The sequence below is a fragment of the Streptomyces botrytidirepellens genome (genome assembly GCF_003721215.1).
Classification (GTDB): Bacteria; Actinomycetota; Actinomycetes; order Streptomycetales; family Streptomycetaceae; genus Streptomyces; species Streptomyces himastatinicus.
In genome coordinates this window covers 1-21,092 of sequence record NZ_RIBZ01000332.1, presented here as the reverse complement: position 1 = coordinate 21,092, position 21,092 = coordinate 1, and the positions used below count along the sequence as shown (strand labels likewise).

Annotated in this window: 20 protein-coding genes; 9 read left to right on the top strand and 11 right to left on the bottom strand. The window is 72.0% G+C overall.

What is annotated here, in order from left to right:
• Positions 1 to 5 precede the first annotated feature (5 nt).
• A complete protein-coding gene (locus tag EEJ42_RS30370) occupies positions 6 to 605 on the bottom strand; it encodes a TetR/AcrR family transcriptional regulator (RefSeq protein ID WP_184503345.1) in 600 nt (199 codons plus the stop codon).
• Positions 606 to 742: 137 nt separating this feature from the next.
• Between EEJ42_RS30370 and EEJ42_RS30365 the strand changes: the two genes are divergently transcribed.
• On the top strand, positions 743 to 1,567 hold the full coding sequence (locus tag EEJ42_RS30365) for an NmrA family NAD(P)-binding protein (protein WP_123105003.1): 825 nt from the start codon (positions 743 to 745) through the stop codon (positions 1,565 to 1,567).
• Positions 1,568 to 2,160: 593 nt separating this feature from the next.
• Here EEJ42_RS30365 and ku read toward each other — a convergent pair.
• The gene (gene ku, locus EEJ42_RS30360; protein WP_123105001.1) at positions 2,161 to 3,123 is read right to left on the bottom strand and encodes a non-homologous end joining protein Ku; all 963 of its coding nucleotides are present in this window, start codon (positions 3,121 to 3,123) and stop codon (positions 2,161 to 2,163) included.
• Positions 3,124 to 3,153: 30 nt separating this feature from the next.
• Here ku and ligD point away from each other — a divergent pair, with 30 nt between their 5' ends.
• A complete protein-coding gene (ligD, locus tag EEJ42_RS30355) occupies positions 3,154 to 4,050 on the top strand; it encodes a non-homologous end-joining DNA ligase (RefSeq protein WP_123104999.1) in 897 nt (298 codons plus the stop codon).
• Positions 4,047 to 4,976, top strand: a complete 930-nt coding sequence (locus EEJ42_RS30350; RefSeq protein ID WP_184503344.1) for an ATP-dependent DNA ligase — start codon at positions 4,047 to 4,049, stop codon at positions 4,974 to 4,976. The genes ligD and EEJ42_RS30350 overlap by 4 nt, the downstream gene beginning before the upstream one ends.
• A gap of 54 nt (positions 4,977 to 5,030) precedes the next feature.
• On the opposite strand, the gene EEJ42_RS30345 is transcribed toward EEJ42_RS30350, so the two are convergent.
• Positions 5,031 to 5,942 carry a 1-aminocyclopropane-1-carboxylate deaminase/D-cysteine desulfhydrase gene (locus tag EEJ42_RS30345; protein WP_123104997.1) on the bottom strand — a complete coding sequence of 304 codons (912 nt, stop codon included), beginning with the start codon at positions 5,940 to 5,942 and terminating at the stop codon, positions 5,031 to 5,033.
• 247 nt (positions 5,943 to 6,189) lie between these two features.
• Between EEJ42_RS30345 and EEJ42_RS30340 the strand changes: the two genes are divergently transcribed.
• Both EEJ42_RS30340 and EEJ42_RS30335 read left to right on the top strand, forming a co-directional pair.
• A complete protein-coding gene (locus EEJ42_RS30340; RefSeq protein ID WP_246097498.1) occupies positions 6,190 to 6,513 on the top strand; it encodes a hypothetical protein in 324 nt (107 codons plus the stop codon).
• Positions 6,514 to 6,690: 177 nt separating this feature from the next.
• Positions 6,691 to 7,875: an LCP family protein gene (locus EEJ42_RS30335; protein ID WP_425472981.1), complete on the top strand. Its 1,185-nt coding sequence runs from the start codon at positions 6,691 to 6,693 to the stop codon at positions 7,873 to 7,875.
• A gap of 58 nt (positions 7,876 to 7,933) precedes the next feature.
• Here EEJ42_RS30335 and EEJ42_RS30330 read toward each other — a convergent pair whose 3' ends face one another.
• The 6 genes from EEJ42_RS30330 to EEJ42_RS30305 all read right to left on the bottom strand — a co-directional run bounded on the left by EEJ42_RS30330 (position 7,934) and on the right by EEJ42_RS30305 (position 12,873).
• Positions 7,934 to 8,407, bottom strand: coding sequence for a thioesterase family protein (locus tag EEJ42_RS30330; RefSeq protein WP_123104993.1), 474 nt, complete (start codon positions 8,405 to 8,407; stop codon positions 7,934 to 7,936).
• Positions 8,404 to 9,381, bottom strand: coding sequence for a 3-hydroxyacyl-CoA dehydrogenase NAD-binding domain-containing protein (locus EEJ42_RS30325; protein ID WP_123104991.1), 978 nt, complete (start codon positions 9,379 to 9,381; stop codon positions 8,404 to 8,406). The genes EEJ42_RS30330 and EEJ42_RS30325 overlap by 4 nt, the downstream gene beginning before the upstream one ends.
• Positions 9,382 to 9,427: 46 nt before the next feature.
• Positions 9,428 to 10,321 carry a beta-keto acid cleavage family enzyme gene (locus EEJ42_RS30320; protein WP_009715673.1) on the bottom strand — a complete coding sequence of 298 codons (894 nt, stop codon included), beginning with the start codon at positions 10,319 to 10,321 and terminating at the stop codon, positions 9,428 to 9,430.
• A gap of 33 nt (positions 10,322 to 10,354) precedes the next feature.
• Positions 10,355 to 11,248 (bottom strand): TetR/AcrR family transcriptional regulator, encoded by an 894-nt coding sequence (locus tag EEJ42_RS30315; protein WP_123104989.1) that lies wholly within the window; start codon positions 11,246 to 11,248, stop codon positions 10,355 to 10,357.
• 149 nt (positions 11,249 to 11,397) lie between these two features.
• Positions 11,398 to 12,243, bottom strand: a complete 846-nt coding sequence (locus EEJ42_RS30310; RefSeq protein ID WP_184503343.1) for a class I SAM-dependent methyltransferase — start codon at positions 12,241 to 12,243, stop codon at positions 11,398 to 11,400.
• Between the two features lie 30 nt (positions 12,244 to 12,273).
• Positions 12,274 to 12,873, bottom strand: a complete 600-nt coding sequence (locus EEJ42_RS30305) for an SUKH-4 family immunity protein (RefSeq protein WP_123104987.1) — start codon at positions 12,871 to 12,873, stop codon at positions 12,274 to 12,276.
• A gap of 168 nt (positions 12,874 to 13,041) precedes the next feature.
• Here EEJ42_RS30305 and EEJ42_RS30300 point away from each other — a divergent pair, with 168 nt between their 5' ends.
• Positions 13,042 to 14,634 carry a serine/threonine-protein kinase gene (locus EEJ42_RS30300; RefSeq protein ID WP_123104985.1) on the top strand — a complete coding sequence of 531 codons (1,593 nt, stop codon included), beginning with the start codon at positions 13,042 to 13,044 and terminating at the stop codon, positions 14,632 to 14,634.
• A gap of 10 nt (positions 14,635 to 14,644) precedes the next feature.
• Here the strand turns inward: EEJ42_RS30300 and EEJ42_RS30295 are convergent, their stop codons facing one another.
• Positions 14,645 to 16,765 carry an ATP-binding protein gene (locus tag EEJ42_RS30295; protein ID WP_123104983.1) on the bottom strand — a complete coding sequence of 707 codons (2,121 nt, stop codon included), beginning with the start codon at positions 16,763 to 16,765 and terminating at the stop codon, positions 14,645 to 14,647.
• 302 nt (positions 16,766 to 17,067) lie between these two features.
• Between EEJ42_RS30295 and EEJ42_RS30290 the strand changes: the two genes are divergently transcribed.
• Genes EEJ42_RS30290 through EEJ42_RS30280 form a run of 3 tightly spaced genes read left to right on the top strand, consistent with a single transcriptional unit; the run spans position 17,068 to position 20,422 of the window.
• Positions 17,068 to 17,709, top strand: a complete 642-nt coding sequence (locus EEJ42_RS30290; RefSeq protein WP_123104981.1) for a helix-turn-helix transcriptional regulator — start codon at positions 17,068 to 17,070, stop codon at positions 17,707 to 17,709.
• Entirely contained in the window at positions 17,706 to 18,353 is a 648-nt protein-coding gene (locus EEJ42_RS30285; protein ID WP_123104979.1) for a Pvc16 family protein, read from the top strand. Before EEJ42_RS30290 ends, EEJ42_RS30285 begins: the two co-directional genes overlap by 4 nt.
• Positions 18,350 to 20,422, top strand: coding sequence for an ATP-binding protein (locus EEJ42_RS30280; RefSeq protein ID WP_123104977.1), 2,073 nt, complete (start codon positions 18,350 to 18,352; stop codon positions 20,420 to 20,422). Before EEJ42_RS30285 ends, EEJ42_RS30280 begins: the two co-directional genes overlap by 4 nt.
• Positions 20,423 to 20,438: 16 nt before the next feature.
• On the opposite strand, the gene EEJ42_RS30275 is transcribed toward EEJ42_RS30280, so the two are convergent.
• Positions 20,439 to 21,092, bottom strand: a 654-nt coding sequence (locus EEJ42_RS30275; protein WP_148082049.1) for an RICIN domain-containing protein, incomplete at its 5' end; no start/stop codon positions are given.

The window sequence follows — 21,092 nt, the reverse complement described above, 5'->3', positions numbered from 1 at the left end:
GGCGCTCATGTCGCGAGGTGGCGGACGACTCTCCGTACCTGCTCCGCGTAATGCTCGCGGAACTCCGGCGACTCCGGGTCGGCGTCGAAGAACTGGCGCACCGCGTGCGGCAGCGCGATCGGCGCCGTCACCAGGCTGACGTACAGCAGCATCGCCATGGCGGGATCGATGTCCTCCGCGATCTCGCCCTCCGCCTGGCGGCGCCGCAGGTCGGAGAGGTCCTCGGGGCCCTCCTCCGGGGCGGCGTCGTCGAGGCCGCACCAGGCGTTGAACCGGGTCGCCCGCGGATCGGCGAACGCCTCCCGGAGGTAGCGCAGGACCAGCTCGTCCAGCGGGATCGCGGGGTCGTTGAAGCTCTCCTCGCGCTTCAGCCACTCGCGGCCCAGCTCCCGGTACAGGCCCTCCTTGCCGCCGAAGTGGTACGCGATCAGCTGCTTGTTGACGCCCGCCCGGTCCGCGATGTCCTGGACCCGGGCGCCCGCGAACCCCTTCTGCGCGAACACGTCCCGGGCCGCCTCCAGCAGCAGCCGCCGGGAGCGCTCCGGGCACAGCTTGCGCTCCTCGGGCGCGGGGGCGCGGCGGGGCCTCTTCGGCGTCCCCTCCATGTCCTTCAACTCCTCGTACTCGACCGGACCAGGCTAGCTGCCAACTTTACCCATCTATGTGTTTGACGAGTTCATCCGTCTGGATGAAACTGGGCTTGACCGCACAGGGCAGTCAGGACAGTCAGGGGAGATTCGTCATGATCGTGGTAACCGGAGCCACCGGAAACGTCGGCGCGCACGTGGTGAAGGAGCTGGCCGACGCGGGTGCGGAGGTCCGCGCGCTCACCCGCGACCCCGAGGCCGCGCGCTTCCCGGACGGCGTCGAGGCGGCGCGGACCGAGGACCTGCCGCTGGAGGGCGCCACCGCGCTGTTCCTCCACGCCGCGGTGGTGTGGCAGGGCGCCGACAAGCTGCTGGAGCGGGCGAAGGAGGCCGGGGTGCGGCGCGTCGTGACGCTCTCCTCGTCCTCCGTCCTGGAGGACACCGACCCGCAGGACAACCCGATCGGCGCCCTCCACCGCGACCTGGAGGCCCAGGTCGAGCGCACCGGGCTGGAGTGGACCCATGTGCGGCCGGGCGCCTTCGCCGTGAACGCCTTCCAGTGGGCGGACCAGATCAAGGCCGGGGACGTGGTGTACGGCGCACACGCCGGATCGCACATGGCCCCCATCCACGAGGCCGACATGGGCGCCGTCGCCGCCCGCGCCCTCCTCGCCGACGACCTGGTCGGCAAGACGCCCGAGCTGACCGGCCCGGAGTCGCTGACCTTCGCCGACCAGGTGCGCATCATCGGCGAGGTCATCGGCCGGCCGCTGCGGTACGAGGAGGTGCCGCCGGAGGTGGCGCGCGAGAAGATGATCGGCGGGTTCATGACGCCGGAGATCGCGGACTCGCTGCTGCGGGTCTTCGAGGGCACCGTGGGCCGGCCGCAGCCGATCTCCCCGGAGGTCGAGCGGATCACGGGCCGCCCGGCGCGGACGTTCGCGCAGTGGGTCGCGGACCACGCGCCCGCCTTCAGCTGATCGGTGGGGCGCCGGGGCTTCGTGGGTGGTGNGCGCGGACGTTCGCGCAGTGGGTCGCGGACCACGCGCCCGCCTTCAGCTGATCGGTGGGGCGCCGGGGCTTCGTGGGTGGTGCGGGTGCGGGGCCTCCGGGGCAGGGTCCTGGACTCGTATATTTTTGGCGCCGGTGCCCGGAGGCGTGGGGTGGGCCGGAAATGGGCGCCACAAATATACGGAACGTCCAGGACCCCACCCCTGCGCCCCCGCCCCCTCCCGTCTCGTCGGCGTCCCTGCCCCGGTGGTCCTGACCTCGGCCCGGCTCCGGTGCGCCCGTGGCGGGCGGCTGGGCGCGGGTGGGTCCGCCCCCGCCCCCTCCCGTCGAGTAGCGGCTCCCCGCCGGTTGTGGGCAATCGTTCCGCAGGGGGGGACCTCCCAGCGGTAGCCGGGGGAGGAACGGGTGGGCACAACCCGGCCACCGGCCCGCACCCGGCGGCGAAACCCGACCGGGCAGGCGCCGGCTCCGCACCGGTGGTCCCGGCTCACGATCCGGTCCCGGTCAGCCCGGCGGCCGGACCCCGGCCCCGGCCAATTCCGGTTCGCCCAGCGGCAGGCGCTCAGGCGCCCCGTTTGCGCGGCTGCTTCTTGGCCGCGGTCTTCTTGGCCGTGGTCTTCTTCGCGGCCGTCTTCTTCGTGGCCGTCTTCTGCGTGGTCTTCTTCGTGGTCGCCGTCTTCTTCGCCGCGGTCTTCTTGGCGGGGGCCTTCAACTCGGTGACCGTGGCCTTCCCCCCGGCCGACTCGCCGCGGGCCTCCTTCGCGCTGCGGACGCTGTCCTTCAGGGCGGCCATCAGGTCCACGACCTGCGCGCCGGTCGGGCGTTCGCCCGGTTCGGCGGTGGGGGTGGCGCCGGAGACCTTCGCCGCCACCATGGCCTCCAGGGCCTCGTGGTACTCGTCGTGCAGTTCGCTCAGGTTCACCTCGCCCAGCGTGGCCATCAGGGTGTCGGCGAGGTCCAACTCGGCCGGTTTCACCGTGACCTTCTCCTTGGGCGCCACCCCCGACGGCTCGCGCACCTCGTCCGGCCACAGCAGCCGGTGCATGGCGATGGCGTCGCCGACGACGCGCAGCATCCCGAGCCGTTCCCGCCCGCGGTGGGCGTACTTGGTGATGGCGACCTTCTCGCTGCGCTTGAGGGCCTCGCGGAGCAGGGCGTACGGCTTGGCGGCGGCGGTGCCGTTGGCGCCGAGGTAGTACGCGTCGCCCATCTGGAGCGGATCGATCTCCGAGGCGTTCACGAACGCCTCGATCTCCAGCGCGCGGGTGGTCGGCAGCGGCAGGGCGGCCAGGTCCTCGTCGGTGATGGGGATCAGGGCACCGTCGGCATCCTCGTACGCCTTGCCGATCTCGGCCGCGTCGACCTGCTTGTCCTCCAGCTCGCAGACCTTGCGGTACCGGACGCGGCCGCCGTCGGCGGTGTGGATCTGCCGGAAGGACACCGAGTGGTCCTCGGTCGCCGGATACATCTTGATCGGGATGCTCACCAGGCCGAACGAAATGTTCCCATTCCAGATAGATCGCATGCTTGATCCCTTTCGTGAGATTCTTATCGTATGTCCCCGATCACGGAGGTGGAGGGGCGACGGATCGCGCTCAGGAACCTCGACAAGGTCATCCATCCGGCCACCGGCACCACCAAGGGCGAGCTGCTGCACTACCTGGCCTCGGCCGCCGGGGCGATGCTCGGCCATCTGCGGGGGCGCCCGCTCGCGTTCCTGCGCTATCCGGACGGTCCGGACGGCCAGACGTTCTTCACCAAGAACCCGCCGCCCGGCACCCCCTCCTGGGTGACGACCGCCGAGGTCAGCCGCCACGAGGGGGAAACCGCGCAGCAGGTGCTGGTGCAGGACCTGGCCTCGCTGATGTGGGCGGCGAACCTGGTGGTGGAGTTCCATGCGCCCATGTGGCGGATCGACGAGGGGACGGGCATCGCCGACCGGCTGGTCTTCGACCTCGACCCCGGGCCGCCCGCCACGATCGTGGACTGCTGTGCCGTCGCCGTATGGCTGCGGGAGCGGCTGCGGGCAGACGGGCTGGCCGCGTACGCCAAGACCAGCGGCTCCAAGGGCTTGCATCTGCTGACCCCGCTGGAACCGGCCCCGTCCCGGCAGGTCACCCACTACGCCCGGCGGCTCGCGGCGGAGGCCGCCGCCGCGCTGCCGGGGCTGGCCATTCACAAGATGACGCGCTCCCTGCGGCCGGGGAAGGTGTTCGTCGACTTCAGCCAGAACGCCGCCGCCAAGACCACCGCCGCCCCCTACACGCCCCGTGCCCGCCGGGAGCCGACCGTCTCCACGCCCGTGACCTGGGACGAAGTGGAGGCGTGCGACGACCCCGGGCGGCTGGTCTTCCGGATCGACGACATCCCCGCCCGCCTCGACCGCCACGGCGATCTGCTGGCCCCGCTCCTCGACCCGGCACGGGCCCACCCGCTGCCCGCCACCCCATGACCGCCCTGCTGCCGCCCATTCCGGTGGCGCTGGCCCGGCCCATCCCGACCCTGCCGATCGCCGCGCCGGGGCGGCAGCTGGCGTACGAGCCGAAGTTCGACGGCCATCGGCTGCTGATCTTCCGGCTGGCGGACGAGGTGCAGATGCAGGCCCGCTCCGGCCGCATCGTCACCCGCGCCTTCCCCGACCTGGCGGCCGCCGCGCTACGGCTCCCGGTGGGTACCGTGCTCGACGGGGAGGTGGTGGTGTGGGTCGGCGGCCGCACCGACTTCGCCGCCGTGCAGAAGCGCGCCACCGCCGCCACCGAGGCCCGCGCCATGCGGCTGGCCCGCGAACTCCCCGCCTCGTACGCCGCGTTCGACCTCCTCGCGAGCGGTACGGACGACCTGCGGCCACGGCCGTACGAGCAGCGACGCGCCCTGTTGACGATGCTCCTCGAACCGTACGGCCCGCCCCTCCAGGCCGTCCCCATGACGATGGACCCGGAGCAGGCCGCCGCCTGGTACGAGGCGTTCCCGGCCATCGGCGTCGAGGGGCTGGTCATCAAGAGCCCCGACCAGCCGTACCGGCCCGGACGGCACTGGCGGAAACTGCGGCACTCGGAGACCCGGGACGCCATGGTCGTGGGCGTCATCGGCCCCCGGCTCCGCCCCCGCGCCCTGGCCCTCGTCCTGCCGGGCGACGACACCCCCGTGGTCTCCGGCCCCCTCTCCCCGGCGGTCCGGGCCCAGCTCACCACGGCCCTGCGCGACCTCCCGCCCCCGCCCGCACTTCCGGCGGACTCCGATCCGCCCACGGCGATCGACACGGTCGGCGCGTGGATCGCCTATCAGCCGATCGCGCCCGAGCTGACGGTGGAGGTGCGGCAGGAGAGCACGGTCCGCCACGCGGCGACGGCGGTCATCCGGCTGCGGACCCCGGAGTGACCCCGGCGGCTGATGCTCACTCCGCCTGAATGCTGAGGCGGATGCTGAAGGCGCTCATCCGTACGGGTCGGGCGGACCTGTGACCACCGCCGTCAGCCGGCTCCCCCGGGGCAGCGCCCCGGCCTCTGCCAGCCCGTACAGCCCCCACAGCATCTTCGCCACGTACCGCCGCTCCACCCGCACCCCGTGCCGCTCCTCGAACCCGGCCGCGAACGCCTCAAGACCGGCCGGGACCCGTCCGTACCCGCCGCCGTGGTACCCGTGCTCGATGCGCCAGCCGGGGAACGTCCGACCCCACCCCCGCCGGTGCAGCTCCGCCACCTCGTCCTCCAGATAGCCGCCCGCCCCCTTCAGTACGGCGAACCCCAGCGCCCGCGCGCCCTCCGGCAGGGCGGCGGCGATCCCGGCCAGCGTGCCGCCCGTGCCGACCGCGCAGCACACGATGTCGCGCGCGCCCAGGTCGGGCAGCTCCGCGACGAGGTCGGCGGTCCCGTACGCGGCCAGGGCGTTCGTACCGCCCTCGGGCAGGACGTAGGCCCGCCCCCAGCGCGCCTCCAGCTCCCGCAGCGTCCGCGGGTCGTCCAGGGAGCGCAGGGTCTCCCGGTAGCCGGACCGGTCGAGGAAGGACAGCCGCATGCCGTACGACTCGGCGAGGGCGAGGGACCAGTTGCGCGGGGCGTCGGCGAGTTCGTCGCCCCGGATGATGCCGACGGTCTCCAGCCCCCGGGCGGCCCCGGCCGCGGCGACGGCCCGGATGTGGTTCGAGTAGGCCCCGCCGAAGGTGAGCAGCCGCGTGTGCCCCTGCTCGACGGCGGCGCGGAGGTTGGGCGTGAGCTTGCGCCACTTGTTGCCGGGGACGGTGGGATGGATGAGGTCGTCCCGCTTCAGCCGCAGCTCCAGCCCCGCCCGCTCCATGGCCGGATCGGCGAGCGGGGTCAGCGGGGAGGGGAGGGCGGCGGGAGGCATCACGGCCAAGCCTACGGAACCGGGTCCGGAGTGGGGCGTCGCGATCTCCTTCCTTGAAAGGGCTTCACGTTTTACGACAACTCCGATGGGGAGATGTTGAGTTGCCGGGTGCGAAAAAGTTGATCAGACGGCCACTTCGGTGCGGAATTGATAACGCGCCGAGGACATTGCTGTGAAGTGAATGTGAAGGCAGTTTTGGGGGAGTCGGCTCGGCTAAGAGAGGCCCATGAGCAACCCCCATGACCGTATGGTGGACAACGGTCCGTACAACCACCACGCAAATCCGTCCAACCGTCTCGGGACGGAGCGGACAGCGCTGATCATTCATGGCCTCGCGGACGTCGCCGCGATCTTTCTGGGTTTGTGGATCCTGCTCTACATGCTCGACGCGAACGAGGCGAACGTCTTCGTCGACTTCGTGCACGGCGTCGCGGACTGGCTGGCCGGCTGGTCGCAGGACATCTTCACCATGGAGCCCGAGGGTGCGCGCGTCTTCCTCAACTACGCGCTGCCCGCGCTGATTTACCTCGGCATCGGTCACGGTGTGGCCGCTTGGGTGCGGCGGCTCTGACCGTGTGCGGCCGGTGGTCCGCGTAACACTTTCCGACCCTCCGGCGCTGAGGAGGATGCGGCTGGGTTCAGGGAATCCAGCGCCATCGTTCCATGACGGCCGGAGGGTAACGGAGAGAGCGGACGGGAACACTCGCGGTGCCGCATACGGCAAAACCTCATACGCCGCTGCCCAGAAATGTGCCGCGCTTCACCAGGTCTGCCAACCCGATTTGCCTTTCGGCCCCATGGAGAATGCAGACTGCCCCGCATGAATTCACGGAGCGACAGCAGATACCCCGATTTCCAGGACCCCACGTATGCCCCGCCGCACAACGGGCATCCTGGCGTCCCGCCGCAGCAGGGAGGCCACGGAGGTCCGCCCGAGGTGCCGTATCGGCGGCGTCGGCGGCGTGGCCGGACGGTGAAACGCGTACTGGTCACCCTGATCGTCGTTCTGCTGGTCGCCTCGGTCGCCACGTACTTCTGGGCCGACTCCAAGCTGCGCAAGGAAGTCGACCTCAGCCAGGTGATCGACCGCCCCGAGACCGGGGACGGCACCAACTACCTGATCGTCGGGTCCGACAGCCGCGAGGGCATGTCGGACCAGCAGAAGAAGGACCTGCACACGGGCTCCGCCGACGGCAAGCGCACGGACTCGATGATGATCCTGCACGACGGCGCGTCCGGCCCGACGCTCATATCGCTGCCGCGCGACTCGAACGTGACCATCCCGAAGTTCCGCGGATCGGAGTCCGGTGAGGTCAAGGGCCCCTTGGGCGACAACAAGCTGAACGCCGCGTACTCCATCGACGGCCCGCAGCTGCTCGTCCGCACCGTCGAGGCCAACACCGGGCTGCACATCGACCACTACGCGGAGATCGGGTTCTCCGGCTTCGCCGACATCGTGGACGCCATCGGCGGCGTCGAGATGAACCTCGACAAGGGGTTCAAGGACAAGCAGGCGGGTGCGGACTTCGAGGCGGGGCAGCAGACGATGAACGGGCAGCAGGCGCTGGCGTTCGTCCGCAGCCGGCACGCGTTCGCCGCCAGCGACCTGGACCGGACGAAGAACCAGCAGAAGTTCCTGTCGTCCCTGGCCAGTCAGACCGCGACGCCCAGCACACTGCTGAATCCGTTCACGCTCTACCCGACCATGGGGGCCGGGCTGGACACCCTGATCGTCGACAAGGACATGAACCCGTATCTGCTGGCCAAGATGTTCTTCGCCATGAAGGACGTGACCAGCAGCGGCGGCAAGTCCATGAACATGCCGACCTCGGGCAGCGTCGGCGGCAACCTCCAGTGGGACCAGGCCAAGCTCAAGCAGCTCGTCCAGCAGCTCAAGAACGACGAGCCGGTCACCGTCACCGACACGCCGTGAGGACGCGTCGAGGGGGTCACCGGACCCGGTGACCCCCTCGTCTCTGCGTGCGCCGCGCCTAGGCGGCCGTGGGTACGGGGCCTATGGAGCGGCCCGCCCACTCGGGTGCCTTCTCGACCAGGGAGGTGAGCCGCTCGCGGACCTCCTCCGGGAAGGGTGCCGCGTGGCCCGCCTTCTGGTCGATGTGGAGGGCGAGCAGTTCGGTGGTGGCCACGGGCTCGCCACCCTCCGGCTCGCCCACGTACATCTCGTGGGAGAACCGCACCTTCTTCTCGTCCACGCCCAGCACCCGGGTGCGGATGGTCAGCTCGGCGCCCTCCTCGACTTCGTGGAGATAGCGGATGTGCGTCTCGACGGTGTAGAGGGAGCAGCCGGTCTTCACCCGGTATCCGGAGTCGAGACCGGTCTCGACCATCATCTCGTCCGTGCTGTGTCCGAAAACGAGGACGTAGAACGCCTCGCTCATATGACCGTTGTAGTCGATCCATTCCGGTCGGACGGTCTGGTGGTAGTGGGGGAGCTGGTCGCTCACTTGTCGCCTCCCTCGTTGCGCTGGTCGGGCAACCGGCCGGTCGCCCGCAGGACGTTGATCACGCCCTGGTCCCTTTCCGCGACGAGCTGGGCGATACTCCGCCCGCCCGCCGCCTCGTCACATCCGTCGACCATGGCCGTACGCAACGAGTCGTCCAGCTCAGGGGCTTCGAGACGCGTCCATGGCGATTTCAGTGACGGTCCGAAGTGATCGAGCATATGCCCCATGCCGCCCTCGCCGCCCGCGAGGGCGAACGTCAGGCACGGGCCCATGAAGGCCCAGCGCAGGCCGGGTCCCTCGGTGATCGAGTCGTCGATGTCCTGCACGGTGGCCTCGCCGCTCGCCACCATGTGCAGGGCCTCGCGCCACAGCGCCTCCTGGAGGCGGTTGGCGATGAAGCCGGGCAGTTCGCGGTCCATGGTGATGACGGACTTGGCGGCCGCCTTGTAGAAGGCGGAGGCCCATTCCACGGCGGCCGGGTCGGTCTTCTCGCCGCCGACGACCTCGACCAGGGGGATCAGGTACGGCGGGTTGAACGGGTGGCCGACGAGGAGGCGGCCGGGGTCGGTGGCCTCCGTCTGCATGTCGGTCATCGGATACCCGGAGGTGGAGGACGCGATGACGACGCCCTCCGGGGCCGCCGCGTCCAGCTGGGCCAGCAGGCTCCGCTTGAGCTCCAGCTTCTCGGGGGCGCTCTCCTGGACGAACTCCGCGTCGGCCACGGCCTCTTCGAGGGTGGCGGCGAGGGTGAGGCGGTCCGGTGAGGCGCCCTCGGCCAGGCCGATCTGCTCCAGGGCGGGCCAGGCGGCGTCGACGAGGCGGCGCAGCTTGGTCTCGGCGTCCGGCGCCGGGTCCCAGGCGGTGACGTCGTAGCCGCGGGCGAGGAAGTGGGCGACCCAGCCGCCGCCGATGACTCCCGCGCCGATACAGGCGACGCGGCGGACACGGTCGGGTGCGCAGGGGGGTGAGGGCATGGGGGTCCTAAGGGAGGAGGGTCCTGAGACAGCAGGGGGAGGGGCGTTACGAGCGGGGCTTGAGGCCGAGCCGCTGCCGGGCCTCGTCCGGGGTGGCGACGGTGGCGCCCAGCAGCTCGGTGATCTGGACGGCGCGTTCGACCAGCTGGCCGTTGGTGGCCTTGACGCCCCGGCTGAGGTACAGGTTGTCCTCCAGGCCGACCCGTACGTTGCCGCCGAGCAGGATGGACTGGGCGACCCACGGCATCTGCATGCGGCCCAGCGCGAAGCTGGCCCACTGCGCGCCCTCGGGCAGCATGTCGACCATCGCCTTGAGCACGCCGGGCTCGGCGGGGGCGCCCCACGGGATGCCCATGCACAGCTGGAAGACGGTCGGGTCGTCCAGCAGCCCCTCGGCCAGCAGCTGCTTGGCGAACCACAGCTGCCCGGTGTCGAAGATCTCCAGCTCGGGGCGGACGCCCAGCTCCTGGATGCGCTTGGCGCCGGTGCGCAGCATGTCGGGGGTGGAGACGTAGAGGTTGCTGCCGTCGCCGAAGTTGAGCGAGCCGCAGTCCAGGGTGCAGATGTCGGGCAGCAGGTCCTCGACGTGCGGGAGCCGGTCCAGGCCGCTGACCAGGTCGGTGCCCGCGAGGTGGGTGAGCGGGTTCTCGGGGTCGATGACGAGGTCGCCGCCCATGCCCGCGGTGAGGTTGATGACGACGTCGGTGCCGGTCTCCTTCACCCGCTCCACGACCTCGCGGTACAGCCGCGGATCGCGGGCGGGGGCGCCGGTCTCGGGGTCGCGTACGTGGATGTGGACCACGGCCGCCCCGGCCTCCGCGGCCTCGACCGCGGAGCGGGCTATCTGCTCGGGGGTGACGGGGACGTGGGGGCTGCGGCCCACGGTGTCACCGGCCCCGGTGAGAGCACAGGTGATGATGACGCTGTCGTTCATGGGCATGGCGTTGCTCCGTCTTCTGCGACTGCTCCGTAGCTACGGGAACGGGGATGAACGGGTTTCGTCGGGACGGTGAGGAGGCTGTGCGGACAGTTCCGTGTCGAGGTAGGCGAGGCAGGCGGTGCGCATGACCTCCGCGCTCGTCCCACCCTCGCCGGGCGCGGTGGCCACCACCTGGGTGGCGAACCCGTCGATCAGCGCGGTGAGCCGCAGCGCGCTGAACTCGGGGTCGACGTCGCGGAACACGCCCTGGGTGATGCCGCGCCGGATCACCTCGGCGATCGTCCGCCGCCACTCCCGGTAGAACGCGGCGTGCAGCTGTCCGATGGCGGTCGAGCGCGCGGCCTCGGACCACAGGTCCATCCACACCAGCCACTGGTGGCGCTGCTGGGTGCTGTCCGGGACCTGGAGGTCGATGAGCTGGCGCAGCTCCTCGAGGGCGTCGTCGGCCTCGGCGAGGCGGGCGGCGCGGCGCATGGTGTCCTCGTCCATGCACCAGCGCACGGCGGCTTCCAGTAATTCGGCGCGGCCGGGGAAGTGGTAGTGGATGGCGGCGGTGCTGGTGTCGCAGGCGGCGGCGATGTCGGCGACGCGTACGGAGTGGAAGCCGTGCTCGGCGATCAGCCGCACGGTCTCCCGGACGATCTGGAGGGGCCGCCCGCCCTCGGGGGGTGAGGTGCGGGCGGCCGGTTCAGGGGTGTCGGCGGCGGTTTCGTCGGGCCCGGTGGTGCCGAGCAGCCACCCGGCGTCGACCCGGCCCGCGTCGGCGATACGGGCCAGTTCGGCGACGGTGAAACGGCGGGTGCCGCCGAGCGAGCGGGACAGCTTGGAGGGGTCCATCACCACACGCCGCGCGAACTCCCGCTGGGTGCAGCCCGCTTCGTCGATCACCTGACGGACGCGCGCCGCGACGTCGAACTCTTGCCGCATGGCCGACACCGTACGGAGGTGTTGAGATAAGCGCAATGGACGCGGGAGTGGAATGGCCCCTTATGGACGGTAAGACACCGGAATTTCATCCGGGTGATGCGGTGTGGACTGACTCAATGATCAGTTGAGGCGGATAAGAAACCAGCCACTCAGCCGAAGCGGGCGATCGCGGTCATCGTGGGCCGCAGATTCCGAACCCCGGGCAGCCGCCGCAGCACCGGCACCAGCGCCCCGTGATACAGCCCCCGCCCGCGCGGCGGCGGCAGCTCCCGCACCTCGGAGATGCGCGGATGGGCGCTACGGACCTTGCCCAGCTCACCCGCGTCCATGCCCCACGGCATGGGCGGCGGCCGGTACCCCCGCGCGGTGCGCAGCTCGCCGCGCAGCGTGCGCGCGCTGAACCAGCGCGGCACCGCGTCGAAGACCAGCGCCCCACCCGGAAAGCCCTCGGCGCATCCGGCGATCAGATCCCGCACCTCGGTGGGCCGCAGATACATCAGCAGCCCCTGCGCGGTGATCAGCACCCCGCGGGAGGGGTCGACCTCGCCCCGCCACGACAGGTCGAGGGCCGAGCGGGCGAGGGTGCGCCGCCGCTCGTCGTCCGGCAGCAGGGCGCGCCGCACCGCGGCGGTCTCCGGCAGCTCGACGCACAGCCAGCGGGCCCGCCCGTTGTCCACCCGCCAGTACTGGGTCTCCAGTCCCTCGGCGAGCGTGACGACGGTGCCGTCCGGGTGGGCGGCGAGGAAGTCCCGTACGGCGTCGTCGAAGGTCCGCACGCGCAGCGCGTGCCCCTGCGCGAGCAGCGGGCCGGGCGGGCCGAAGGTCTCCTCGAAGGGGTAGTCGATGCGGTCGACCAGCTCCACGGCCTTGGGGTCCGTCAGCACCGGCCGCGGCCCGCGTGCCTCGTACGCGCGCATGTACAGGTTCCACAGCAGGGTCTCGGGCACCCCGCTCAGCTCGACGCTCCAGCCGCGTTCCTCCGCCATGCAGCCCATTGAACACCTGGGGTCCGCGGGAAGCGCAGGTCATTCCGCCAGATATTCGAACACCTCATCCCAGAACGGTGCGTCCTCCACGTACGCATCGAAGGCGGTCATCTCGGCGCGCAACTTCCCGACGGCCTCGGCCCGGGCCTCCTCGTCGTCCTCGATCGCGTCGATGGCCTCCGCCCGCTCCGCGAGCAGCCCGAGCAGGACGGCGAGCGAGGGCAGCGAGGAGGCCACCGTGCCCTTGTAGCCCTCCCCGTGGTCCCAGCCGTTCGGGTCGTAGTGATCGATGTCGCCGAGGGCCCCGGCGAGCATCAACATGTCCTCGTGGAGGCGGCCGAAGCAGAAGCAGAAGTTCTCGGGCGGGACGTACTCGCCGGGGCGGCGCCTCCCGTACACCTCGTCGGCGTCGAAGGTGTGACGCCGCTCGGCGTCCCGCAGATGGGTCGAGTCGAAGCCGATGAGGCCGATCGTGACGGCGGGGAAGCCGACCGTGGTCAGGAACTCCCGCGACGCCCGGTCGGTCAGCTCGGCCGGAAGATCGGCCTCCGTCGGCCGCCACAGCGACCCCGCGCCGAACCGGGCCTCCAGCCAGGCGGCGTCCGGAACCCGGGGAGGGGTCTCTTCGGTGGTGGTCATCGCTGTGCCCCCTGAAGTGCGGTGTGCGGATGCGGTGTTGCCGTCCCGCCCGGCCAAACGCGTACGCACTCAGTCAACCGCACGGGTACGACAACGGTCCGGCTATGCTCGCCCGCATCGTTCCCCGCGCGTCGGCGGGGGCCGGGGGGAGAGAACAGGGGAGACCGAGTGAGATCCGCCGGAGAAGGACGGCTGATCGCCGAACGCTATCTGCTCCTGGACCGGCTCGGCCGGGGCGGTATGGGCACGGTGTGGCGTGCCCGGGACCATGTGCTGGAGCGCGAGGTCGCCGTCAAGGAGCTCCATGTCAGCAGCGACGGCGACGAGCACCACAGACGGCTGCGCCGGGCGGTGCGGGAGGCGCGCACCGTCGCCCGGGTGCACCACCCCCATGTGGTCGGCGTCCACGATCTGGTCGAGTACGACGACCGGTTGTGGATCACGATGGAGCTGATCGACGGCCCCTCCCTCGACCGCCACCTCGCCGCCGTCGGACCGTTGTCGCCGCCCCACACCGCTGCCCTCGGCCTCCAGCTGCTGAGCGCCCTGGAGGCCGTGCACGCCATCGGGGCGCTGCACCGCGACATCAAGCCCGCCAACGTCCTGCTGCGCCGCGACGGCAGCGCCGTCCTCACCGACTTCGGCATCGCCGCCCTCGAAGGCGACGACTCGCTCACCACGGCCGGTGAACTCCTCGGCTCCATCGGCTACATGGCGCCCGAGCGGCTGACCGCGGACGAGGTGGGCCCGCCGTCGGACCTGTGGGCGCTGGGCGCGACCCTGTCCGCCGTCGCCTCCGGGGTGGCGCCCTTCCACCGCACCACGCAGGCCGCGGCGCTGCACGCCGTCACCTTCGCGGAGCCGAACATCCCGGAAAGGGTCGGCCCGCTGCGGCCCATCGTCGAGGCCCTGCTGCACAAGTCCCCGGACCAGCGTCCCTCCGCGGCCGCGGTGCGCGACGCCCTGCGGCAGGTCGCGGACGGTGCCGAACCCGAGCCCCTGACGACGCCCTCCGATGGTGTGCGGATCGCGGAGACCCACGCCGCGACGGTCCGGGTGCCGCAGACGGTGGCGGACGCGTCCCAGTCGGACACCGCGACGATGACGGGCATACGGTCCCCGGGCACGGCCCCGACCCTCGTCGGTGTCGGCCCGGAGCCGACCGTCGTGGACCGCTCGGCCGCCCCGCCGCCCCGCCGCCGCAGGGTGCGGTGGTGGTGGCCGGTGGCGGCGGGCGCCGCGTCCGCCCTGATCACCGGCCTCTTCCTGGCGCTGACGGACGCGCCCCCGTCCGGCGCGGACGACGGGCCGTCGGACGCCCGGGCCACCCCCGTCACCTCGGCCGCACCCACGCCTACGACTACGACCACGACGCTGAGCGTCCAGTCGGCCCAGGGCTGGCAGCGCCCGACGCGAGCCCGACTCCGCCGGGGCGACACGGTGACGGTGCGCTACTCCACCGGCACCTGGACGGTGGACTCCGGCCTCCTGCCCGGCGTCGGCCCCCTCGGTCACAGCGCCGCCGACGACGAAACCCTGGGCTTCGCCCGGGACTGCAAGGTCGACGCCACGGCCCCGTTCGGCACCCTCCTGGGCCGCTTCTCCGGAAACCCCAAGAGCCTGCCGAGCCACCGCGTCAAGCGCGAGTGGCGCTTCCGGGCCGCCCGCGAAGGGACCCTGGAGCTGCGGATCAACGACGGCGACACCTGCCTGGACGACAACGAGGGCGCCCTGAGAGTGAGCGTGCTGGTCACCCGTTGAGGGACACCCCCTAGCGGTGCCACAGCAGTTCGCAGACCCGGGCGACACCGCGGGTGAGGTGACGGCGGTACGTACTGAACGGCACGCCGAGCCGTGCGGCCGCGGACTCCTGGGTCGGGGCGCCCTCGAAGAACGTCACCTCGACCGCCTGGTGGAGCTTTTCGCCCATCCGGTCCGCGCGCAGCTTCCCGGCCGCCTCGGCGAGGACGTCCCGCAGCGCCTCCACCGGGTCGGCCGCGTCGCGGGCCACCAGGCCGGTGTGCAGCAGCGGGCTGGCCGACAGCGCGTCGGGCCGGTGCCAGGAGCGCAGAGCGCTCCGTACGGCCGCGTCGAACTCGGCCCGGGACAGGGCGCCCTGGGCACGCTCCGGGGCGTCGGCGGTACGTGGCGCGGGCGCGTCCCCGGGGGCGGGGTCCAGCTGCATCGTCTGCTGGAGGAAGGTGTCGGGTGACACCTTTCGCTGGTCGTGGCCGAAGAGCCCGTAGAGCCGGCCGCCGACCCGGACCAGGGGCGGGGCGTCCAAATGGGCCACGAATGAGGACCGCTGATACGCCTCGAAGTCGTCCATCACCACGAGCGCCCAGGTCAGCCCCTCACCGGTGAGGACCTCGGCCATGATCCGCGCGCTCATGAGGTCCCCGGCGGGGGAGGGGTTGGGGTCGGCGCGCACCGTGAACCGGGCGATGCCCAGGTGCTCTCCGGCCCCCGGCGGGGCCGTCCGGCGGGCATGCGCCCAGGCCGCCGCGATGACCGGATCGGCGTTCTGGTCCGCCGCCCGGGCCTCGGTGAGCCGCAGCCAGGACATGAAGCCGACCGTCTCGCCCGAGACCGAGCGCCGGTAGACGTGGAAGGACTCGGGCTGCCGGTCGAGCCAGTGGCGGACGATGGCCACGTTCTCCTCGGGGCCCTCCCTGGCGGCCAGTTCCAGCACCGCGGCGCGGTCGCCGGGCCGCAGCGTGTCCTCGTACACCTCGTGCGGCCGGGTGGCGCCGAACCAGTTGCTCCCGAACCCGTCGCGCTGGAGGTAGAGCACGGCGGCCGACAGGCCGCGCAGCGCCGGGCCCGCCGCGGAACCGGAGCCCGAGGAGACGCCGGGGGCACGGGAGCCGACCGAGCCGCCGGAGCCGCCGCGGGCCTGCTGCACCTGCGCGACGAGATGGCTGAGGATGCGGCCGTGCATGGCCCGGTAGCGCTGCGGATCGCGCCAGCGCAGATCGGCGTCCAGGGTCTCGCGCACCACATCGTGCGGAAAGATCCCGCACGGGCCCGTCTCGATGAACGGCAGCCCGCGCAGCCAGGCGAACAGGTCCGCCGTGTCGGTCGCGGGCGGTGCGGCCGGGTCGGTCTCGGGCAGGGCGGCCCGCAGCAACTCCTCGGTGGTCATGTGCGCGTGGGCGCATATCTCCAGGGCCTGCCGGTGGACCGTCGACGGCACGTCCCCGACCAGCCGGGACACCAGGGTGCCGATCACGTCCTGGGCCGGTGTCCAGGCGCCGTTGCCGTCGTCGGCGTCGCGTGCCACCTCGGCGGCCAGCGACAGGGCCAGGGGGTTGCCGCCCGCGAAGGCGAGGACCCCGGCCTGCCGCTCCGGCGGCACCCCGCGCGCCGCGAGCAGGGCCACCGCCTCGTCGCGGGGCAGCTCCGGCAGGCTGACGACCCGCAGGATCTCCGCCCAGCCGGGGTCGGTCCGCCAGCGGTCCGAGGGCGGCTGCCGTCCGGCGAGGACCACCAGCGACCCCAGCGGCAGCCGGGGGAGGAAACGGTCCCGCAACCAGCCTTCGAGCGACTGGTACTCCTCGAACGTGTCGACCAGCAGCACCGGCCGGTCGGCGGCGAACACCTCGGCCGCGTCCGCCTCGAACGCCGCGGGGGAGCACTCACCGCTGCGCCCGTCCAGCTCGACCGCCGTCAGCCCGGCCGCGTGCGCCTCGTCGGCGAAGCGCCGCAGCAGCGACGACTTGCCGATGCCGCCGGGGCCGGTGAGGAAGAGCACAGTGAAGCTGTCCGCGGGGCCGTCGAGTGCCGTGCGGAACCGGGCCAGTTCGCGGTCGCGTCCGACGAAGGCGCGCTGTCGCGCCGCGCGTAAGTGCTCACCCAGACTCCCGGGTGAGTGGCTGTCACGGTGAGTCATGGCACTCCCTTGCCGACCTGCTGGTGCGCTGCTCAAGCGCTTACTGAGGGAGGAGGGTAGCGGCGCTTCCTGGGTTGCCGCCCGGCGGTGCTCATCCTGCGGTGAGCACCGCGGTGAGCAATAACCGGCCACTTTCCGAGCAGTTTTCTGGGCACTTTTCTGGACAGTTTTCCTGGCGCGTCGCGGGCGCGGCCGACAAATATCCAAGTGGTAGAAAGGATTCCACCCGTACGGCTGTTAACGGGAGCTGCCGTACCATCGCGGCGGCAGGGGAGGGAAAAGTGCGCGGAACTTTCCATTCGGTGATCGCGGAACCCGAGAAAAAGATTCCGGTCGTGGTCCATGCGCCGGACCCGATCTCACGAGAAGGAACGATCAGCCAGCTGCGGCAGCACCCGGAGGTCGACCTCGTCGACGAGGCCACCGTGAGCGGTGCCGGCGTGGCCGTGCTGCTCGCCGAATCCCCCGATCAGGCTCTCCTCTCCCAACTGCGCCGACTCGTGCGCAGCGAGGGGCTGCACCCCGTCCTGGTGGTGAGCCTGATCCGCGAGGCGGAGCTGCTGGACGTCATCGAATGCGGCGTCGGAGCCATCGTCTGGCGGCACGAGGCCACCGGGGGACGGCTGCTCCGGGCCGTGACCGCGGCCTTCCACGGCGACGGCGACCTGCCCTCCGATCTGCTCGGGCGGCTGATCAGCCAGGTCGGCAGCTTACGACCGGGCACGTCCGGCCACCCCGTCGCCCAGCCCTCCGGCCTCACCCCGCGCGAGATCGACGTGCTGCGGCTGGTCGCGGAGGGAATGGGAACTGGGGAAATTGCTAGTAAGTTGTCGTATTCGGAGCGGACCGTCAAGAACATCATGCAGGGTTTGACGACGCGGCTGGACCTGCGCAATCGCGCGCACGCCGTGGCCTACGCCCTGCGCGAGGGGTACATCTCGTGATTCATGAAGTCGACGCACTCCTGCGGACGCTGCTCCAGGGGGGAGCACTCGCCGGAAGTGATATCGAGATCGCCTTCGACGCCCCGACCAAGGAATGGTCGGCGCGGCGCAACGCCCCGGTCCTGGACTGTTATCTGTACGACATCCGGGAGGACGTCAAACGGCGCGAGCGCGGCGCGGCCGCCATCCGCGACGGGCAGGGGATCGTGGTCCGCAGGCGCCGTCCGCCGCGCTGGTTCCGGCTGTCGTACCTGCTCACCGCGTGGACCAAGCGGCCCGAGGACGAACACCGGCTGCTGTCGGCCGCGTTGGCGACCCTGCTGCCCCGCGAACTGCTGCCGCCGGACATCCTTCCGGAGCCGCTCGCCGAGCTGGGGCTGAGCGTGCCGCTCACGGTCGCCGGGGTGCAGACCGAGGCCCGCTCGCTGGCCGAGATCTGGTCCGCGCTCGGCGGCACGCTCAAACCATCGATCGACCTGGTGATCACCGTGCCGTTCCCGGCGTACCCCGACTACGACGCCGGGCCGCCCGTCACCGAGGGCACGCTGGTGCGCGCCCGCGAGATCGACGGAGCCGAGGACGGCGAGCGGATGCACCAGTCACGGCACCTCGACAGGCCGACCACGGAAGCACACGCCCGGTGACCGACAGCACCACACCTGACACCCCGTCCGACGACCCGGCCGGTGCGCTGCTCGCGCGGCTCGCCCGGCTGCGGGAGCGGATCGCCGCCCTGGTGGAGCGGCGCAGCGCGGGCGACCCCACCGCGACCGACCTGCTGCGCGGCCTCTATCTGTCCGACGACGCCGTACGCCACCATCTGCTGCGGTCCGCCGACGGGCCGCACCCGGAGGACGGCGCCGCGCCGGGGCCCGTCGACGGCTCCGGCGACGAACCGGCGCGCGACGGCGACCGGCTGCCCGGCCTCGTCCGCCGTCTGGGTCTGACCGAGCTGGACACCGCCGCCCTGCTCATCGCGCTCGCGCCCGACCTCGACCGCGGATTCGAGCCGCTGTACGGCTACCTCAACGACGACGTCAGCCGTCGGCGGGCCACCGTCGGGCTGGTGCTCGACGTGTGCGGTCTGTCCGCGGCCCATCCCGCGGCCCGGGCCCGCTTCCACCCCACGGCGCCCCTGGCCGAACTCGGCCTGCTGGTCGTCGAGGAGGCCGAACGGCCCTTCCTCAGCCGCTCGTTGAGCGTCCCGGACCGGCTGGTCGCCCACCTGCTCGGCGACGACACCCGGGACGCCGCGCTCGACGGCCGCGCGCGCATGCTCCCGGCCCCGGCCGAACCCTCCCCGAACTCCATGGAGCGGCTCGCCGCCCACCTCGCCACCGCCCCGTGCACGGTCTATCTGCGCGAACAGCGGGAGGGCGACGGACTGCTGTGCGCCGCCACCGCGCTGAGCGCCGCCGGGTACGAGGCGCTGCACTTCACCCCGCTCACCACCGGGTACCAGGAGCACGGCCCGGACGACCGGCGGCACGACGCCCTCGGCCCGGTGCCGGAGCTGCTGCGCGAGGCGCGGCTGCGCGGCTGCGGCATCGTCGTGTCCGAACTGCCCGACCGGCCGGGCCCGCTGATCCGGGCCCTGGCGGCGCCCGACGTACCGGTGGTGCTCACCGGCAGGGCGGCGTACGACCCGCAGTGGTGCGACCACGACCCCCTGGTGCTGGACGTGCCCCGGCTGCCGTCGGGCGGGGTGGACGCCTGGGCGGCCGCGCTCGGCGTCGGCGGGAGGGACGACGCCGGGTTCGACCTGGCGGCCACCGTCGCCCCGTACCGGCTCGGCGGTGAGCGGATCCGCCGGGCGGCGCGGTCCGCGCGGGAACTGGCCGCCTTCGAGGGCGCCCCGCTGGGCCCGGACCACCTGCGGCGCGCGGCCCGGCAGCACTCCGCCTCCGGTCTGGAGAACCACGCCCGCCGCATCCGGCCCGATGTCGGCTGGGACGATCTGGTGCTGCCCGCCGATCCGCTCGGCCAGCTGCGCGAGCTGTCCCTGCGCGCCCGCTACCGCGACCGGGTGCTCGGCGACTGGCGGCTGAGCGCGGGCGGCGGCCGGGGCCGGGGCGTCCTGGCGCTGTTCGCGGGGGAGTCCGGCACCGGCAAGACCATGTCCGCCGAGGTGGTGGCCGCCGATCTGGGCCTGGACCTGTATGTCGTCCAGCTGTCCTCGGTGGTCGACAAGTACGTGGGCGAGACCGAGAAGAACCTGGAGCGCATCTTCACCGAGGCCGACCGCACCGACGCGGTGCTGCTCTTCGACGAGGCGGACGCGGTGTTCGGCAAGCGCTCCGAGGTCAACGACTCCCACGACCGCTACGCCAACCTGGAGAGCGCGTACCTCCTCCAGCGGCTGGAGGCGTTCGACGGGATCGCCCTGCTCACCACCAACCTGCGGGCGAACATCGACGACGCGTTCACCCGGCGGCTGGACACGGTGGTCGACTTCCCCTTCCCCGACGCCGGTCAGCGGCTCGCCCTGTGGCGGCACAGCCTGGCCCATGTGCCGTGCGAGGACGGCATCGATCCGGGGCCGTGCGCCCGCGACTTCGAGCTGGCGGGCGGCTCCATCCGCAGCGCGGTGGTGACCGCGGCGTATGCGGCGGCGGGCCGTGGCGAGCCGGTGACCGGAGCCGATCTGCTGGCCGGGGCGCGGCGGGAGTACCGGAAGGCGGGCCGCCTGGTGCTGGACGAGGTCACCTGGTGAGCGGCCCGCGCCTTTCTCAAGGCTGCTGGGCGTCCGGCTTGACGATGAACCACGTCTGGTCGTCGTCGTCCGAGCAGTCGAAGAGGGTGAGGTTGGTGCCGTCCGCCTTGTCCTCGCCCTTGGAGGCGTAACCGGCGACGTCCAGGCAGAGGTTGCTGCTGGCGTAGTTGTGGATCCAGTGGAGCCCGTTGGTGTTGGGCCGCTTCTCCACCCACCACAGCTGGTTGTCGTCCATCTTGCGGGTGCAGGGCGCCTCCGAGATCGGCGAGGTGGCGGGCTGCGCTCCGGTCTCGGGCAGGTCCAGGCAGAGTCCGTCCATGGTGTTGCGGATCTGGACCAGGTTGGCGTTGTTCGGCCCCTTGCCCTCGAACACCGTCTCCAGGTCCCACAGCTGCCCGTTGTTGCCGCCGTCGCAGGGGAACTGGGCGGCTCTGCCGCCCGCCTTGCCGCCCGGCTCCTTCGGGGCGGCGCACTTCTGCGTGGTCCCGTTCCGGAGCAGGACGCGCGCGAACGGGTCGACCGGCTTCGGCTTGGGCTTGTCGGCTCCGCCCCCGCCCCCGCCCCCGGTACCGTTCCCGTCGCCGTCCCCGCCGGGCTGCTGCGTCGGCTCGGCCGCCGGTTTCGACGCGGGCGCGGAACTCGGGGCCGAGGGCTCCGGGGTCGGCACCGA